The 16,734-nt window shown below is 63.1% G+C and carries 18 protein-coding genes; 4 read left to right on the top strand and 14 right to left on the bottom strand.

All coding sequences use genetic code 11. The annotated features are described in order from the left end of the window. Positions 1-11: 11 nt before the first annotated feature. From CHR90_RS13960 to CHR90_RS13895, 14 genes are all read right to left on the bottom strand, one after another. Positions 12-668, bottom strand: coding sequence for an RNA-binding protein (locus CHR90_RS13960; protein ID WP_094409624.1), 657 nt, complete (start codon positions 666-668; stop codon positions 12-14). 5 nt (positions 669-673) lie between these two features. Beyond that, on the bottom strand, positions 674-2,182 hold the full coding sequence (nusA, locus tag CHR90_RS13955) for a transcription termination factor NusA (RefSeq protein ID WP_373283825.1): 1,509 nt from the start codon (positions 2,180-2,182) through the stop codon (positions 674-676). A gap of 84 nt (positions 2,183-2,266) precedes the next feature. Beyond that, positions 2,267-2,794, bottom strand: coding sequence for a ribosome maturation factor RimP (gene rimP / locus CHR90_RS13950; protein ID WP_094409623.1), 528 nt, complete (start codon positions 2,792-2,794; stop codon positions 2,267-2,269). A 175-nt stretch (positions 2,795-2,969) separates the two neighbouring features. Further along, positions 2,970-3,668: a tRNA (guanine(46)-N(7))-methyltransferase TrmB gene (gene trmB, locus CHR90_RS13945; protein WP_094409622.1), complete on the bottom strand. Its 699-nt coding sequence runs from the start codon at positions 3,666-3,668 to the stop codon at positions 2,970-2,972. Then, entirely contained in the window at positions 3,669-4,844 is a 1,176-nt protein-coding gene (gene metK / locus CHR90_RS13940; protein WP_094409621.1) for a methionine adenosyltransferase, read from the bottom strand. A gap of 190 nt (positions 4,845-5,034) precedes the next feature. After that, on the bottom strand, positions 5,035-5,487 hold the full coding sequence (locus tag CHR90_RS13935) for a helix-turn-helix domain-containing protein (RefSeq protein ID WP_094409620.1): 453 nt from the start codon (positions 5,485-5,487) through the stop codon (positions 5,035-5,037). Between the two features lie 96 nt (positions 5,488-5,583). Beyond that, positions 5,584-7,098: an apolipoprotein N-acyltransferase gene (gene lnt, locus CHR90_RS13930; protein WP_094409619.1), complete on the bottom strand. Its 1,515-nt coding sequence runs from the start codon at positions 7,096-7,098 to the stop codon at positions 5,584-5,586. Next, complete coding sequence (locus CHR90_RS13925; RefSeq protein WP_094409618.1) at positions 7,095-8,036, bottom strand: hemolysin family protein; 942 nt, start codon at positions 8,034-8,036, stop codon at positions 7,095-7,097. The genes lnt and CHR90_RS13925 overlap by 4 nt, the downstream gene beginning before the upstream one ends. Further along, positions 8,033-8,605, bottom strand: coding sequence for an rRNA maturation RNase YbeY (gene ybeY, locus CHR90_RS13920; protein WP_094409617.1), 573 nt, complete (start codon positions 8,603-8,605; stop codon positions 8,033-8,035). Before ybeY ends, CHR90_RS13925 begins: the two co-directional genes overlap by 4 nt. After that, positions 8,602-9,618, bottom strand: a complete 1,017-nt coding sequence (locus tag CHR90_RS13915; RefSeq protein ID WP_229671495.1) for a PhoH family protein — start codon at positions 9,616-9,618, stop codon at positions 8,602-8,604. Before CHR90_RS13915 ends, ybeY begins: the two co-directional genes overlap by 4 nt. Next, the gene (gene miaB / locus CHR90_RS13910; protein WP_094409616.1) at positions 9,615-11,036 is read right to left on the bottom strand and encodes a tRNA (N6-isopentenyl adenosine(37)-C2)-methylthiotransferase MiaB; all 1,422 of its coding nucleotides are present in this window, start codon (positions 11,034-11,036) and stop codon (positions 9,615-9,617) included. Before miaB ends, CHR90_RS13915 begins: the two co-directional genes overlap by 4 nt. 139 nt (positions 11,037-11,175) lie before the next feature. After that, entirely contained in the window at positions 11,176-11,727 is a 552-nt protein-coding gene (locus CHR90_RS13905; RefSeq protein WP_094409615.1) for a DUF3035 domain-containing protein, read from the bottom strand. 72 nt (positions 11,728-11,799) lie between these two features. Next, entirely contained in the window at positions 11,800-12,084 is a 285-nt protein-coding gene (locus tag CHR90_RS13900) for a type II toxin-antitoxin system YafQ family toxin (protein ID WP_094409614.1), read from the bottom strand. Continuing rightward, positions 12,071-12,334, bottom strand: coding sequence for a type II toxin-antitoxin system RelB/DinJ family antitoxin (locus CHR90_RS13895; protein ID WP_094409613.1), 264 nt, complete (start codon positions 12,332-12,334; stop codon positions 12,071-12,073). The genes CHR90_RS13900 and CHR90_RS13895 overlap by 14 nt, the downstream gene beginning before the upstream one ends. Positions 12,335-12,540: 206 nt before the next feature. Here CHR90_RS13895 and CHR90_RS13890 point away from each other — a divergent pair, with 206 nt between their 5' ends. From CHR90_RS13890 to CHR90_RS13875, 4 genes are all read left to right on the top strand, one after another. Continuing rightward, entirely contained in the window at positions 12,541-13,068 is a 528-nt protein-coding gene (locus tag CHR90_RS13890; protein WP_170941413.1) for a MarR family winged helix-turn-helix transcriptional regulator, read from the top strand. 127 nt (positions 13,069-13,195) lie between these two features. Further along, the gene (locus CHR90_RS13885) at positions 13,196-13,543 is read left to right on the top strand and encodes a phosphomannose isomerase type II C-terminal cupin domain (protein ID WP_094409611.1); all 348 of its coding nucleotides are present in this window, start codon (positions 13,196-13,198) and stop codon (positions 13,541-13,543) included. Positions 13,544-13,585: 42 nt separating this feature from the next. Next, entirely contained in the window at positions 13,586-14,485 is a 900-nt protein-coding gene (gene purU, locus CHR90_RS13880) for a formyltetrahydrofolate deformylase (RefSeq protein WP_094409808.1), read from the top strand. A 35-nt stretch (positions 14,486-14,520) separates the two neighbouring features. Continuing rightward, positions 14,521-16,725, top strand: coding sequence for a mechanosensitive ion channel domain-containing protein (locus CHR90_RS13875; RefSeq protein ID WP_094409610.1), 2,205 nt, complete (start codon positions 14,521-14,523; stop codon positions 16,723-16,725). Positions 16,726-16,734: the final 9 nt, after the last annotated feature.

The raw sequence follows: 16,734 nt of genomic DNA, 5'->3' as shown, positions 1-16,734 counted from the left end.
ACTTCCTGCTCTTACCCATCCGCGCGCAACCGAGAAAGCCGCGCAAATTCCGCATCAAGGCGCAGCGCTAATCCCCCCGAGGAGAGTGCGACATGCACCAGATGATCCCGACCGAACGGCGCGGCCAATTCCGCCGCCGTCAGCAAGGACCATTCCCGCCCCGGGTTCTCCGGCCGGGACGGCCGCCCTGACTGCGCGCGTGCGGCGGCAAACAGGGAAGAAAGTTTCGACCGCCCCCCGGCGGCCGCATCACACGCCTGCACCAGCAGCGCAGCCCGCCCGGCCCTGATCCAGCTTTCCGCTTGATCATAGCCGATGACCGCCTGACCGGCCCGACGCGCGAGGCCCAATAAACTACCGCACCGGACAGCAATCAAGCCCGCCAAGCGGTCGGCCCAGTCATCCGGCACCTGCACGGAACGCTTGGCCGCCTTAGCGAACGCACGCTTCTTCAGCGCCGTTTCAATCGCCGCCCGGTCGGGCGTTACATACAACCCCCGCCCCGGCAGCTTACCGTCGAGATCGGGAACCAAACTTCCATCCGGCGCCACCACACAGCGCAGCAATTCTGCCTTTGGCAGCACCGCAAACGTGGCAACGCAGCGCCGCGCCGGACCGTGGTCGGGGAAAGCGTCGTCGGCTTCCCCAAGAACCTCTTCCGGCGCCACGTGTCTTAGGCCTCCGACCCTTCGTCCGCGAACCAATGGGCGCGGGCCGCCATAATAATGTCGTTCGCCTGCGCCTCATCCAGCCCGGCATCGCTGCCCGCGATTTCGAGCAGTTCGTCGGACGCAAGATCGGCCACATCGTCGAGGGTTTTCAGACCCTTTTCGCCCAGCTTCACCAGCAGGCCCGGCGTGATGCCCGGCAGGGCCGCCACGTCATCGGCAACGCCCAAGGTCTTGCGCTGTTCTTCGAAGGCGGCATCGCGCTGTTCGATATAGGCGGCGGCGCGGGCTTGAAGTTCTTCGGCGATATCATCATCGAAGCCTTCAATCGCGGCGAGTTCTTCGGTCGGCACCCCGACAATTTCCTCGAGCGTGCTAAAGCCTTCGCCAACCAGCAGGTGGGCGATGAGTTCATCGACATCCAGCGCTTCGATGAAGAGCTGCGAGCGGGCGCGGATATCTTCCTGACGGCGTTCCGAATCCTGCTTTTCCGTCATAATGTCGATATCCCAGCCGGTAAGCTGAGAGGCGAGACGGACGTTCTGACCGCGGCGACCAATGGCCAGCGACAGTTGATCGTCCGGCACGATCACATCGATACGATGGGCTTCTTCGTCCAGTACGACCTTGGCGACTTCCGCTGGGGCCAGCGCATTGACGACGAAGGTCGCAGGATCGGGCGACCAAGGAATAATATCGATCTTTTCGCCCTGCAATTCGCCGACAACGGCCTGTACGCGGCTACCGCGCATCCCGACGCAGGCGCCAACCGGATCGATGCTGGCATCATTCGAATGCACACCGATCTTGGCGCGGCTGCCCGGATCGCGGGCGACGGCACGGATTTCGATAATCCCGTCGTAGACTTCCGGCACTTCCTGGCTGAACAGTTTCGCCATGAACTGCGGATGGGTGCGCGACAAGAAGATCTGCGGCCCCCGCTGTTCGCGGCGCACGTCATAGATATAGGCGCGCACACGGTCGCCGGGACGAAAGGTTTCGCGCGGCAGCAGCTCGTCGCGGCGCAGGATCGATTCGGCCCGGCCCAGATCGACCGTGACATTGCCGAACTCGACGCGCTTCACCACACCATTGATGATTTCGCCAACGCGGTCCTTGAATTCCTTGAATTGCCGGTCGCGTTCGGCGTCGCGCACGCGCTGCACGATCACCTGCTTCGCGGTCTGGGCGGCAATGCGGCCAAATTCGATGGGCGGCAGCGGTTCGGTCAGAAAGTCGCCAATTTCAGCGTCCGGGTTGCGGTCCTGGGCTTCCACAAGGCTGATCTGCGTCGCTTCATTCTCGACGGTTTCAACAACTTCCCGGAAACGGCGCAGGCGGATTTCGCCCGATCCACGGTCGATTTCGGCGCGGATGTCGTGTTCGATCCCGTACTTCGACCGGCCCGCCTTCTGAATGGCCTGTTCCATCGCCACCAGAACTTCTTCGCGGTCGATGCCCTTTTCGCGGGCGACAGTATCAGCGACTTGCAGCAGTTCGATTCTGGTTAACACGGTCTTGCTTCCATTCGTCCGTCATTGTCGCAGCCCCTTGGTCCGGCGAAACCGCCCGGGGAGCGGGTTAAACCTCGTCCGGGGTCAGTTCTTCAGTGCGTCCGATCCCGCCTTCATCAAATCGTCAGTCAGGATCAGTTTGGCGCGGGCGATGGCGTTGAAGGGAATCTGGAACTCAGTCTCCCCATCGCGCACGCGCACCACGCCGTTTTCGGCGATCCCCAACAGGCGACCGCGAAAGCGCTTGCGCCCTTCGATCAACCGGTCGGCATCGATCCGCACTTCGAACCCGGCAAAGCGGGTGAAATCGGCCTTGCGCGTCAGCGGCCGGTCGATGCCCGGCGAGCTAACTTCCAGGTGATACGCGTCCGAAATCGGGTCTTCGACATCCAGCAGCGCCGAAACGGCCCGGCTGATCTCGGCGCAATCATCCACCGACATGGGAACGCCGTCGTGGCGTTCGGCCATGATCTGAAGAGTCGGGCGTTGGCCGCCCGTATATTGCACCCGCACCAGTCCATAGCCCATCGCCTCGATCGCCGGATCAACCAGCGCTTCGATTTTGGCGGCGACGCCCGAATGGACCGGGCCGATTTCGTCTTCGTCGTGCATCTCACCTGCCTCGGCCAGCCCAAAATCGGAAACCTTGGGCCAGAGTCGGAAAAGTCTTTTTCCCAAAACAAAAAAGTGGGCCAGAGGCCCACCCTTTTTTTACCGGCTCGGCTTTGCAACCGACCCGCTATGGGAGTGCGGCGGATATTACGCTTTTGCGCTTCCGCCGCAAGTCCTAATTCGCGTCCCGACGCCGGAACCGCAGAAAACTAGGCTTAATCCCCTTAGCGCGGGCCTTTTCTTCATAGCGCGTCGCGGGCCAATCCTCCGGCCGCTCCCGCCAATCGGTCGGCCCTTCGGCGAGCCATGCAAAAGCCGGATGGGGGGTCGTCTCTGCCAGCATCCAGGCGACGTAATCGGTATCGTCGCTGGCCATGCGCAGTTCGGCGCCGGGCCGCAGCAGGCGGGCCAGCGTATCGAGATTCTCTTTCTGGACGAAGCGGCGGCTATTATGCCGCTTCTTCGGCCAGGGATCGGGGAATAGGATGAAGGCGCGCCCGAGGCACGCATCGGGCAGCGCATCCATCAGCGGGCGGGCATCGTCCGGCCACACGCGGGCATTCTCTAACGCGTGCCGATGCAGATGCCCCAGCGCGGAAACAACACCGTTCAAGAAAGGTTCGCAGCCGATAATCCCGATATCGGGATGATGCCCCGCTTGCCACGCCAAATGCTCGCCGCCGCCGAAGCCGATTTCCAGCCAGAAATCGCGCTTCGGGGCCGCAAAAAGGCTGGCAGGATCGAGCGCCGTCCCGGGGGTTAGCGTCGGAACCCGGACTTTCGGCAGCACATCGGCCAGAAGATCCTTCTGACTGTCGCGCAGCTTGCGTCCGAACCGCCGCCCATAGACGCGGCGCTTGACCTCTTCTGCCATTTACGCGCCGAAGGCCGACTTTAGCGCCGGGACCAGATCGGTGCGTTCCCACGAGAAACCGCCGTCCGCTTCTGGGTCGCGCCCGAAGTGGCCATAGGCCGCCGTGCGGGCATAGATCGGGCGATTAAGACCCAGATGCTCGCGGATGCCGCGCGGGCTGAGGTTCATCAGTTCCTGCAGCACTTTCACCAGCTTGGCTTCATCGACCTGGCCGGTGCCGTCGGTATTCACATAGACCGACAGCGGGTGCGACACGCCGATAGCATAGGAAAGCTGAATGGTGCAGCGGTCGGCCAAGCCTGCCGCGACGACATTCTTAGCGAGATAGCGCGCGGCATAGGCCGCCGAGCGGTCCACCTTGGTCGGGTCTTTGCCGGAGAACGCGCCGCCGCCGTGCGGGGCGGCCCCGCCGTAGGTATCGACGATGATCTTGCGCCCGGTCAGACCGCAGTCACCGTCCGGCCCGCCGATGACGAAGCGGCCCGTCGGGTTCACATAGAAATGCGGCTCGTCGCACATCCAGCCCGCCGGCAGCACTTTTTCGACATAGGGGCGAACGATCTCGCGCACTTCTTCTTGGCTAACGCCTTCCGAATGCTGCGTCGAGACGACGACGGAGGTCGCGGTGACCGGCTTGCCATCGACGTAGCGCAGGGTGACCTGGCTTTTCGCATCTGGGCCAAGCGCATGGGTGGCGCCACTATGGCGCGCTTCGGCAAGGCCCTTCAGAATCGCGTGCGAATAATAGAGCGGCGCCGGCATCAGCGCCGGAGTTTCGGTGCAGGCGAAGCCGAACATAATGCCCTGGTCGCCCGCGCCTTCGTCCTTATTCCCAGCGGCATCAACGCCAACGGCAATATCTTCGGACTGGGCATGCACCAGCACTTCAACTTTGGCGGTTTGCCAATGGAAGCCCTTCTGGGCATAGCCGATCTTGTGAATGGCGTCGCGCGCCGCCTCTTCCATCAGCTTCGGCGAGACCGAGTCCGGCCCGCGCACTTCACCCGCCAGCGTCACATGATTGGTCGTTGCCAGGGTTTCCACCGCAACGCGCGCGTAAGGATCGGCGGCAAGGAAGAGGTCAACGATGGTATCGGAGATGCGGTCGCAGACTTTATCCGGATGCCCTTCGGAAACGGATTCGCTGGTGAACAGATAATCGGACGGACGGGCCACCGGATTCCCCTCTAACTTGCCGTGAATTAAACTAGAACTGCTCGTTCGGACGGGTCTTTTCTGGCGTGTCTGCTGGGGGCCGTCAAGCCCTCGTCCTGCACAGCCGCCCCGTCCCGTCCGCGCATGTTTGCGCCAGACAGAAAAAAGGCGCCGCCGCAACCGGGTGGCGCCTCTTTCGCACTGGGGTCACTTACGCTTCGCTGGTGGTACGCGACAGCGACTTCGTGAGTTCCAAAACGCTCTTGCGCACTTTTTCGTCCTTAATCCGGTCGAACGCGCGGGCGAGTTCCAGAATTTCGCGCTTCGACAGATCTTTACTATCGAAATCCGGGCTGGCTTCGCTCACACCCGGCACACGGCCACCGCTGGTTTCCGCATTCATATCGTCGAAGAAGAACGACACCGGCACGTCCAGAACCTTCGAGAGTTCGAAGAGACGGCTGGCGCCGATACGGTTGGCACCGCGTTCGTACTTCTGCACCTGCTGGAAGGTCAGGCCAATGGCCTCGCCCAGCTTTTCCTGGCTCATCCCCAGAAGCGTGCGGCGCAGGCGCACACGGCTACCGACATGAATGTCGATGGGGTTGGGTTTCCCGTCCGGCGACCCGCGGCTGCCGCGGCGGCGCTTCACAATCGTGGTCATGATCTCGTTCCCTTTTTTACGGCGATATTCGGTTGACTGAGAAGTATCGCCTACATTTGTAGGCGTCAACCTTACGCTGCAAGCGTTAACGAATCACTATAAACTGGGGCGTAATCGCAGAAGCGCCAAGATGGGTAGCAGAAAAGTCACGATCAATAGCGTCACAAGATCGCCCCAGCGGCTGTAGGGGGGCGGGTCGAGCGGCAGCGGTAGTGGAACGCTCAGTGCCGCTTCTTCGTTTAATTTCAGTTTGTTCCAGATGCGGCCATTCCCATCGATCAAAGCGGACACACCCGTATTCGCGACTCGCACAAGCGGCAACCCTTCTTCGACAGCGCGCAAAATTGTCGCAGCCAGATGCTGATAAGGGCCCGTGCTAACGCCGTACCACCCATCGTTGGTAATATTCAAAATCCACGACGGCCGGTCGGCGCGGTCGATTACGGCATCCGGGAAGATAACCTCGTAACAGATCAACGGCGCCACCGGCGGCAGCCCCGGCAGGCGTAGCGTGCGCGGCCCCGGGCCGGGCGTATAACCCGACGCGCCTTGCGTGACGATTTGCAGCGGCAGCAGGCCTTTCAGCGGGATATATTCGCCGAAGGGCACCAGATGGAACTTATCGAAGGCGCCGCGCAAGCTGCCCTCGGCATCGAAGGCCACCATCCCATTGAAGGCCTGAACGGCATTCCCCTGGGCGTCGCGCAGATAGCGGTTGGTGCCGGTGATGATCACCCCATCGGCGGGCGCCCGCTCGGCAATCGCCGCGCGCCACGGCGCTACATCCTCGATGGGATAGCCGGTCGCCGCCTCCCCCCAGATCACGGCGGACAGGATTTCCCCCGGCGCGGGGGCGCTAAGGGCCAGATATTTCTGGAAATTGCTTTGCAGATGGTTGCGGTCCCACTTCAGGCTCTGGGGGATCGCGGGCTGCACCAACTTCAGGGTTACGCCGGGCTGAACGGCGTCCATCCCGGGGGCCGAGTCCAAGCGTAGTGCCCCGCCACCCCAAAGCAGCGCAAGACCGAGCGCCGCCACTGCGGCCCCCGCCCGCCGCCCGAGCGAGAAAGCCGCCCCAATCAACACGGTCACGGCCCCAACACCATAGGGACCAAGCACCGCCACCGCCTGCAAGGGGGCGGGCGTATCGGTCCAGACCGTCGCCATCAGGTTCCAGGGGAAGCCAGTCAGCACATGGGCGCGCAACCATTCCGCCAGCAGCCAGAAGGTGCCGAAAGCTAACCACCGCAGCCAGGGTTTCCCTGGGGGTGCGAGGCGCACGACGCCCCAGGTGATCGCGCCGGTAAAGACGGCCAGGACGATCGGCAATCCAACGAGGGCGAAGGGTACCATCCACAGAAACGCCGCAGGCGGCACCAGCAGGGCATTGGAGATCCAATAAAGGCCGGTGACAAAATGCCCGAAGCCGAAGCACCAGCCGAGCCAAAGGGCCGCGCGCGGTCTCGCCTCATCCCGCAGCAGCCAGAGAAAACCACTGAACGCCGGGAAGATCAACGGCCAGAGGTGGAACGGCGGCAGCGCCGCCGTCGCCAAAACCCCGCACAGGAAGGCGAGGCCCGCCCGCCGCCCGTCGATCCGGCGCAGGATCATTCTTCGACCGGGGCAGGCGCCGCCTGGGGCGGGTTCAACAAGCGGACGGCCGTAATGCGGCGCGGGTCGGCCTCCACCACCTCGAACTCGAACCCGGACGGATGACGCACCTGCGTTCCGACCGGCGGCATGCGGCCCGCAAGCGTTGCGACCAGCCCGCCCAGCGTATCGATTTCTTCGCGCTCGTCTTCGGTTAGGAAGGGGCCGAAACGATCCTCGATATCGGTCAGCGGGGTGCGCGCGTCGTAGCGGATGGTGCCATCATCCTCGGCAGCGACTTCCGGCGCCTCTTCCTCGTCATGCTCGTCTTCGATTTCGCCGACGATTTCTTCGACCAGATCTTCGATGGTCAGCAATCCATCGATCCCGCCATATTCATCGACGACCACCGCCATATGGGTGCGCGCCGTACGCATGCGCACCAGCGCATCAAGCGCGGGCATCGACGGTGGTACGAACAGCACCGGGCGCAGCAGCGCTTCGACTTCCGGGGTGCCGTCCTTGGCACGGCTGGCCGCGAAGACGTCCTTCACGTGCAGCATGCCGATCACATCATCGAGACTATTGCGGTAGACCGGCACGCGCGAATGCGCCGCCTCCACCATATAATCAACGATATCGTCGAACGGCTTAGCACAATCCACCGCCACCATATCGGCGCGCGGCACCATAATATCGCCAACGGTCACGTCGCGCAGGCCCAGGATATTGCGCAGCATCAGCCGCTCGTCCGGGGCCATCGCATCGGTAGCGACTGCCTGTTCCTCGATCAATTCTTCCAAGGTTTCCCGGACGGACGGATCACCGCGCAAGCCCAGCAATAGGCGTAGACGCGCGATGAGCCGCCCCGGCCTTAAGCCCGAGGAAGGTTCGGTCGTCGCGGGGGCCGGAGAGACGCTCTGTCGCTCCGGCCCCGTACTGGAATGGCTTTCGCTCATCGGGGGGTCTCATGCTCCTCAAGTCGGTCAAGATAGGGGTCGGCCACGCCAAGATCGGCGAGCAACCGGGTTTCCAGCGCTTCCATAGCGTCGGCCTCGGCCTCTTCTTCGTGATCATAGCCAAGAAGATGCAGCGTGCCGTGCAACAGCAAATGCAAAAGATGATCGCGCGGCGTCTTGCCTTGCTCCGTCGCTTCGGCGCGGATGGTTTCGAGCGCGAGCGCAATATCGCCGATATGGGCGGGGGGAACGTCCGCCCCCTCCGCCAGTGCCGCAATATCCTCCTCCTCCAACTCCAGCCAATCGCCGGGGAAAGACAGAACATTCGTCGGCTTATCCTTGCCACGCCATTGGCGGTTCAGGGTCCGCACGGCGGCATCGTCGGTAAACAGCACGGTCAGCGTCAGCCGAGCGTCGCCGCCCGATGCGGCCAGAAACGGTGCCAGGGCGGGATCGGCGGCCAACCCGTGCCGCAGGGTTTGAATGGCCAGCGCTTCAACCGCCGCGTCATCGCCCCCCAGCAGCGCCGCCCAATCGCCCGCTTCGATCACCGCCTCGATATCGATCATGCGCCCATGCCCCCATCGGACGGCGACATCAGGCGGCGGTCTTTTTCGTTATAGGCTTTGACGATCTTCGCGACCATCGGGTGACGCACGATATCCTGATCGGAAAAGCGGACGAAACCGATGCCCGGCACGCCTTCCAGCGTCTCCAACGCATCCCGCAGGCCGGAGCGGGTGCCGGACGGCAGATCGATCTGTGACAGATCGCCGGTGATGCACATGCGGCTGCCCTCGCCCATGCGGGTCAGGAACATCTTCATCTGCGTCGCGGTGGTATTCTGCGCTTCATCAAGGATGATGAAGGAATTGGCGAGCGTGCGACCGCGCATGAAGGCCAGCGGCGCCACTTCGATCTCGCCCGATTCGAGCCGCTTCGTTACCTGTTCGCCGGGCATCATATCGTAGAGCGCGTCATAGAGCGGGCGCAGATAGGGATCGACCTTTTCCTTCATATCCCCCGGTAGGAAGCCGAGCCGTTCGCCCGCTTCGACGGCAGGGCGCGAGAGGACGAGGCGAGTGATCTTGCCTTCCAGCAGCAGCCCGACCGCCATCGCCACCGCGAGGTAGGTCTTGCCGGTCCCGGCGGGGCCAAGGCCGAAGACCACCTCATTATCCTGTAACGACTGAAGATAGACTGCTTGACCCGGCGACCGCGCTTCGATCACCCGGCGACGGGTGCGAATGGCTTTTTCCGGGACCGGCGCCCCGGCTTCGCGCGCGTGTTCGGCCATGCGGACCGCCGCATCCACCTCGCCCATATCGATGGGCTTACCCTTACGCGCCCGGCCATGCAGATTGGTCAAAGCGTCGCGCGCCGTTTGGGCGGCGGCGGCGGGGCCGGTGATCGCCAGATGATTGCCGCGCGGAATAATCGCCACCCCCAGCAATTGTTCGATCCGCGCTAGGTTACGGTCATGCTCGCCATAGACGAGCTGCAACACGGAATTATCGTCAAACGAGACGTAGAGCGGATCGGTCGAGGTTTTATCGGCGGTTTTCAGCGGGGCATCACTCACGCAGTCATCCTCATCGCCGCAGGGGGAACATCGGGGACCGGCCCGGCGACGAGGCGGCCCGACAGACTGAAACTATGATCCTGATCAATCTCGACCAGCCGGACCTGACCGATCAAATCGGCGGCGCCTTGCACATGGACGGGCTGAAGATAGGGCGAGCGCCCAACCATCTGGCCCGCGTGCCGCCCGGCTTTCTCGAACAGCACCGGTAGGGTTTTGCCCACCAGCGCCCGATTGAAATCGGTCAGTTGGGTTTGCAGCACGGCATTCAGTTCGGCAAGGCGCGCCTCTTTCACCGCCTCCTCCACCTGCCCCGCCATCGTTGCGGCGGGGGTGCCCGGACGGGCGGAATATTTGAAGGAGAAGGCCGCCGGGAAGGTAACGTCGCGCACCAATTGCAGCGTCGCCTGAAAATCCGCGTCGCTTTCGCCAGGGAAGCCGACGATGAGGTCGGTCGAGAGGCATAGGTCTGGGCGGGCGGTGCGCAGCTTGTCGATGATACGGCGGTAATGGTCGGCGGTATGCTGGCGGTTCATCGCCTGCAAAATCCGGTCGGACCCCGATTGCACCGGCAGATGTAGGAAGGGCATCAACTGCGGCAGATCGCCATGCGCCGCAATCAGCGCATCATCCATATCGCGCGGGTGGGAGGTCGTGTAGCGAATGCGCTCCAGCCCCGGAATTTCCGCCAACCGATAGGCGAGCTGCGCCAAGGTCCAGGCGGTGCCATCCGGCCCGTCGCCGTGATAGGCATTGACGTTCTGACCGAGCAGCGTGACTTCCCGCACCCCGAGCGCCACCAACTGTTCGGCTTCGGTCACGATCTGCGCGACCGAACGGGAATATTCCGCCCCGCGCGTATACGGCACGACGCAGAAGGTACAGAATTTATCGCAGCCTTCCTGGATGGACAGAAAGGCCGTTACCCCCGGCGCGCCGGTCGGCGCAGGCAGAAAGTCGAACTTGGCTTCCACGGGGAAATCGGTGTCGAGAATACCAAGGCCTGCCACCTTGCGGCCCGCCCCAACCTCGTTCCGCAGCCGGTTCTGCGCCGCGCCGCGTTCGGCGCGCGCCACCATTTCCGGCAGGCGGTGATAGGTTTGCGGGCCAAGGACGATATCGACATAGGGGGCGCGGGCCAGAATCTCCTCCCCCTCCGCCTGGGCGACGCAGCCCGCAACGGCGATGATATACTCGCCCGACTTATCCTGCTTGATCTGCTTCAGCCGCCCGAGCTCGGAGAAGGTCTTTTCCGACGCATGCTCGCGGATGTGGCAGGTATTGACGATAACCATATCCGCCGCTTCCGGCGTTTCCACGGCAGCATAGCCAAGCGGCCCAAGCACGTCGGCCATGCGGGCGGAATCGTACACGTTCATCTGGCACCCATAGGTGCGGATAAAGAGTTTCTTGGTCATCGGCTCCTAGACCAGCCTAGCAATGCTTCATGATACGCGAGTGACAGCCATCCCCCAACCTTTTCCCACGCCTGAAACGAAAACATCCCCGATGGCGGGCATGCGGGGAGGTTTCGCAGCAAAGCTGGGAGAGATGGGCTTAGATGATCCCTTCCAGAATCCCCTTGCGCTTGCGCTTGATGACGGGCGTATCGCCCTCCGTCACCGGCTTGCCCAGCGCGGCATTTTCCTTCAGGCGTTTGGCTTCTTCCGCCGGATCGACGGCAACGCCCGGTTCATCCGGCTTACGCCAGAAGATCAGCTTATCGACAAAGCTGCGGTCTTCCTGGGCCAGCTTGGTGCTTTCCCGCTCCACCGTCGTGCGAATGTCGGGCTGCGCCTGGGGCGCCCCGGCCTTATCCAGCAGGAAGGCTTCCCCCGCCGTGCGTCCGGCCAGCAACTGCGGCTGCGCCGTCGTTGGGCCAAAAACCGCAACGCGGGCCTGATCCTTAGGCGCCAACTCGTTCGGGCGCGGGGCGCCATCGACGGGCGGACGCAGACCGAAATCGGGCGGCAGTTCCAGCGGCGCGCGGCCAACGACGGAAAACTCGTCGGGCGGCGTCTTGCTGAGGCCCAAAGAGCGACGCTGGTCGGAACTGCAAGCGGCAAGGCTGAGCACAATCAGCGCCAGCGGAAGAATACGGCGAACCACGGTCCGTGACCTTCGATTAGGGAATTCTGACCGGCCACCATAAAGGGCGACGGGGCGCGGCACAAGCCGGTGCTAAAACAGGCCCAAGTCGCTATGCGATCCCAGGCGAACGAGTTGCAGAATGTCGGCATCGACCTTGCGGTAGATCAGCACGAGATCGGGGCGCAGGTGACAGTCGCGATGATCTTTCCAGGTACCAACCATCGGATGGTCACGGTAGCGATCGGGCAGCGGTAAGTCTTGGACTAGAGCCGTTAGCACAACACGCAACTCTTGATCTAAGATCAGCCGATACTGACCCTTTGCCTCCCGCTTATAGTCCCGTTTAAAGCGGCCTGATCGCTCAATCGTCCGCATGAAGATCGGCCATCAGCGCCTCAATACTGTCAAAGGACGGCAGCCCCCCGGCCCGCGCCTCCTCCATCGCCGCAATCGTCTCGGCATTCGGGATCAACGGATCGAAGGGCATGGCTTTCTCGTGGGCGATGCGGATCAGCATCAGGCGCACGGCGTCGGAGACGGTCAAGCCGATCGTCGCCAGGACGGCGGCGGCTTCTTTCTTGATCTGCCCATCGACGCGGGCCTGAACGAGGGCATTGGCGGCCATTTTTTCGCTCCCAAGGGTGTGTGAATGACAATGTAATGCAAAAACCCTGACGCTACCACCCTGGGACCGAGGGGTCGTGACAATTGATAGCACTGCCACCTTTTTGCAACGCCCCGGACAAATGTTGTTATAACAACGCTTGTTTGCGCGTTTCACCTCTTGAGCCTTCCTAGCAGTTCCGACTATACCCGCCCGCCATGAACTCAATGACATCTCCGACGCAGCTTCCCTCGGCCGTTTCCGTCGAGCAGCTTTCCGATGCTATTGCCCGCCTGGGCGCCGTTTCGCGCGGGAATGAAAACCGCCGCGCCAATGCTGCTGGGCTGACCGCCCTGCAAGCCTCGATCCTGGCGCATCTCGCCGGGTGCGAGACCGCCCCGACCATCAGCCGCTTGGCGGCTGAACTGGTCGTCACCCCCGCGACCGTCTCGGACGCGGTGGCAACGCTGGTGCGCAAGGGCTTCGTTGCCAAGCGCGCCGCCGATCAGGACCGCCGCGCCCTTGTGGTGTCGCTGACGGAAACCGGCGAGAAGCTGGCGAACCGCGTCCGCTCCTGGCCGGATCCGCTGGCGAAAGCCATGGCGAAGCTGGCCCCGGCCGACCTTGCAGCCCTGGACCGTGCTGTTGCCGCGCTGATCGGGCGCCTGGCCGAAGCGGGCGAACTGCCGTCCGCCCCGGCCCGTCCGGTCGAAGCGCCGCGCGCCGCCAGCCCGGTTCAGCGCAACGCCGCCTGATCTTTCGTTTCACCAAAACACTGAAAAGTCGGGGAAAGGCGGCAGCGATGCCGCCTTTTTGTTGGCGTTATTACAGCGTGCCGATAGGATGCGGACCGTTTCAGCCTCTCCCCGGATCGAGGAACTCATGGAAATCGGTCACCGCCCCTGGGGCCAGTACGAAGTTCTGCTGGATGCCGACACCTACAAGGTGAAGCGTATTACCGTTCTGCCGGGCCAGCGCCTGTCGTTGCAGATGCACCACCGCCGCGCCGAACATTGGGCCATCGTCGCGGGCGCGGCCGAAGTGACGGTGAACGAAACCGTCACGCAGCTTGCCGTCGGCGAGCATGTTTACATCCCAGTCGAAGCCAAGCACCGCATCGCCAACCCGGGCAGCGAGCCGCTGGTCTTCATCGAAGTCCAGACCGGCAGCTATACCGGTGAGGACGATATCGTGCGCTTTAGCGACGATTACGGCCGCACCGCTTCGTAAGAGTTAGAGATGGACACGCAGCATTCCGCCGAAAGCGCCAGCATGACCGCTTATCCGACCCGCACCGACAGCAGCAAAGTTGGCTCTTACATTCTGACCCTGCAGTGCAAGGATGCCGTTGGCATCGTCGCGGCGGTTAGCAATTTCCTGGCCTTAGCCGGGTTCAATATCCGCCGCTCCTACCAGTTCGAAGACGAGGCGACGGGCCAGTTCTTCATGCGCACGACCGTCGATCCCATCGGCTCGGGCCTAACGAAGACGGAGCTTGAAGCGGGGTTCCGCCCCACCGCCGAACGCTTCAACATGACCTGGGCGCTGCACGATCCGAACAAGAAGTGCCGGGTGCTGCCGCTGGTCTCGCGCTTTGGTCATTGCCTCAACGATCTCTTATACCGCTGGCGATCCGATCTGTTGCCCATCGAAATCCCGGCCATCGTCTCCAACCATACGGATTTCGAGGAACAGGCGCGCTGGCACGGGCTGCCGTACCACCATCTGCCGCTGGGGCCGAAGGGTGCGGCGCCGACCAAGGCCGACCAGGAAGAACAGTTGCTGAAGCTGATCGACGAGTATCAGATCGATCTCGTCGTTCTCGCCCGCTACATGCAGGTGCTCTCCCCCGATCTCTGCCGGGCGCTGTCGGGCCGCTGCATCAACATCCATCATTCCTTCCTGCCCAGCTTTAAGGGCGCGAAACCCTATCAGCAGGCCTTCGAACGCGGCGTGAAGCTGATCGGCGCGACGGCCCATTACGTGACCGCCGATCTTGACGAAGGACCGATCATCGAACAGGCGGTGGAGCGGGTCGATCATGCCACGACCAACGAGCAGATGGTCGCCATGGGCCGCGACATCGAAAGCATCGTGCTGGCGCGCGCGGTGCAGTTCCACGCCGAACATCGGGTCTTGATCAACGGCCACAAAACAGTCGTCTTCTGGTAGCAGCCTCGACGGCTTTCACACCGCTGAACGGGGGAATGATGCGGCATCTGCTTACGGCTTTCCTGGCTTTCTGGCTGGCCTTTGGCGGCGCGGCCGCCCTGGCCGCCGACCCGCCGAAAGAGGCAGCCCCCGATCTTCCCGCCCTGATCGAGACCTTAAAGAACGATCAGGCGCGCGAGGCGCTGATCAAGCAGCTCACCCTGCTTGCCGATCAGCAGAAGAAGACCGCCGGGCAGCCAGACCCCGCCGCCGATACGATCAGCGGCCTATTCGGGCGCGGCGTCACCCATCTGTCGGATGGGTTGGCGAAGCTCGGCGGTGCCGTCTCCGAAGCCGCCGGCACCCTCGCCGCCCTGCCCGACGACCTCGCCGCCGATACCGCTGGGTGGCGCGACCCTGATCGGCAGCAGCGCTGGGCCACCCTAGCGGGGAAGGTCGCGGTACTGCTCATCTGTGCGCTGGTCAGCGAATGGCTGCTCGCGCGGCTGTTGCGCGGCCCCCGCCAGCGCCTTGCCGACCGCCCGAGCGAAACCAAGCTGCAACGCTGGCTGCTGCTAGCCGGGCGGTTCATTCTCGATCTGTTGCCGGTGCTGACCTTTGCCGCCGCCGCCCAAATCACCCTCTCGCTGATCGCGCCCGACCGGCTAACGCGGCTTGTGCTCGTGCTGCTGATCAACGCCAATCTGATCGTGCGCGTCGTACTGCTGCTGGGCCGCCTGATCCTGGCGCCCGATCAAACGCGCTTCCGCCTCGTCCCCCTCAGCGACGAAACCGCCGCCTATTGTTACGTCTGGCTGCGCCGGATGGTGGCGCTGGCCGCCTATGGGATTCTTGGCCTCGATGCCCTGCGCCTGCTGTCGCTGCCCGATGCCTTGGCCGACCTGATCGCCCGGTTAATCGGCCTTGCGCTCGCAGGTATGGCCATCGTGCTGATCCTCCAAAACTCCGAACCCTTGCGCCTATGGCTGCGGGCGGAGGGGAATGGGTCGCGCCTGACCAAGCATATCAGCGAGAATATGATGGCGCTGCGCCGCCGCCTCGCCGATGTGTGGCACATTCTAGCGATCGTCTATGTCGTCGCGGCCTATGGCGTTTGGACGCTGGATATTCCCGGCGGCTTCCTGTTCCTGCTGCGCGCGACCGGGCTGACCCTGGTGTTGCTGCTGGCCGGGCGCTGGGTGAAACAGGGGCTGCGCCATCTCGTCACGTTAGGCTTCACCGTCGGTCCCGATTTGGCGGCGCGCTTCCCGGGTCTTGAAGCCCGCGCCAACCGCTATCTACCGGTACTGCAAACCATGCTGAGCGTCGGCGTCAATCTGCTGGCGCTGGTACTGCTGCTGCAAATCTGGGGGCTCGATAGCCTGGGCTGGCTGATCGACGGTGCCGGGCGGAAGATCCTCTCCAGCTTGACGGTCATCCTGGTCGTCATCGTCGCGGCGGTGATCGTCTGGGAAATTCTATCGTCCTGGATCGAACGGCTGTTGCAGGAGACGGAGCACGACGGCCAGCGCCTCACGCCCTCCCCCCGCATGCGGACCCTGCTGCCGCTGCTGCGCAATGCGCTGTTGATCGTGCTGGTGATGATGGTGACGCTGATCGTCCTATCAGAAATCGGCATCAACATCGCCCCGCTGCTGGCGGGTGCCGGGGTGGTTGGCTTGGCCATCGGTTTCGGCGCGCAGACCCTGGTGAAAGATCTGATCACGGGTCTCTTCATCCTGATCGAAGATTCGATTGCGGTCGGGGATGCCGTCGAAGTCGGCGGCAAGAGCGGGACGGTCGAAGCCATGACCATCCGCACGATCCGGTTGCGCGACCTGCGCGGTGCCGTGCATACGATCCCGTTCAGCGCCGTTACGACGATCCAGAATAATACGAAGAACTTCAGCTTCGCGGTTGCTGACCTGTCGGTCGATTACGCGACCAACCTCGACCTTGCTATCGACACTCTGAAACAGGCCGACGAAACCCTACGCTTGAACCCGGAGTATGCGTCTGCCGTGCTGGAGCCACTGGAAATCTTCGGCCTCGACCGGTTTGAAGATAGCGCCATGATCCTGCGCGTGCGGGTGAAGACCCAGCCGGGCAAGCAATGGGGCGTTGGGCGGATGCTGAACCGGGGGATCAAGGAAGCCTTCGATAAGGTCGGCATTTCCATCCCCTTCCCGCAGCAAGTCGTGCATCATACTGGGGCGCCGCCCGTTCCGGTCATTCCCACCCAGGCCGCTGCGGCCGACTGAGAGAGAACC

It is taken from the genome of Elstera cyanobacteriorum, assembly GCF_002251735.1.
Taxonomy (GTDB): Bacteria; Pseudomonadota; Alphaproteobacteria; order Elsterales; family Elsteraceae; genus Elstera; species Elstera cyanobacteriorum.
The sequence above is the reverse complement of the archived record's forward strand: the minus strand, read 5'-3'. Positions and strand labels throughout refer to the sequence as shown.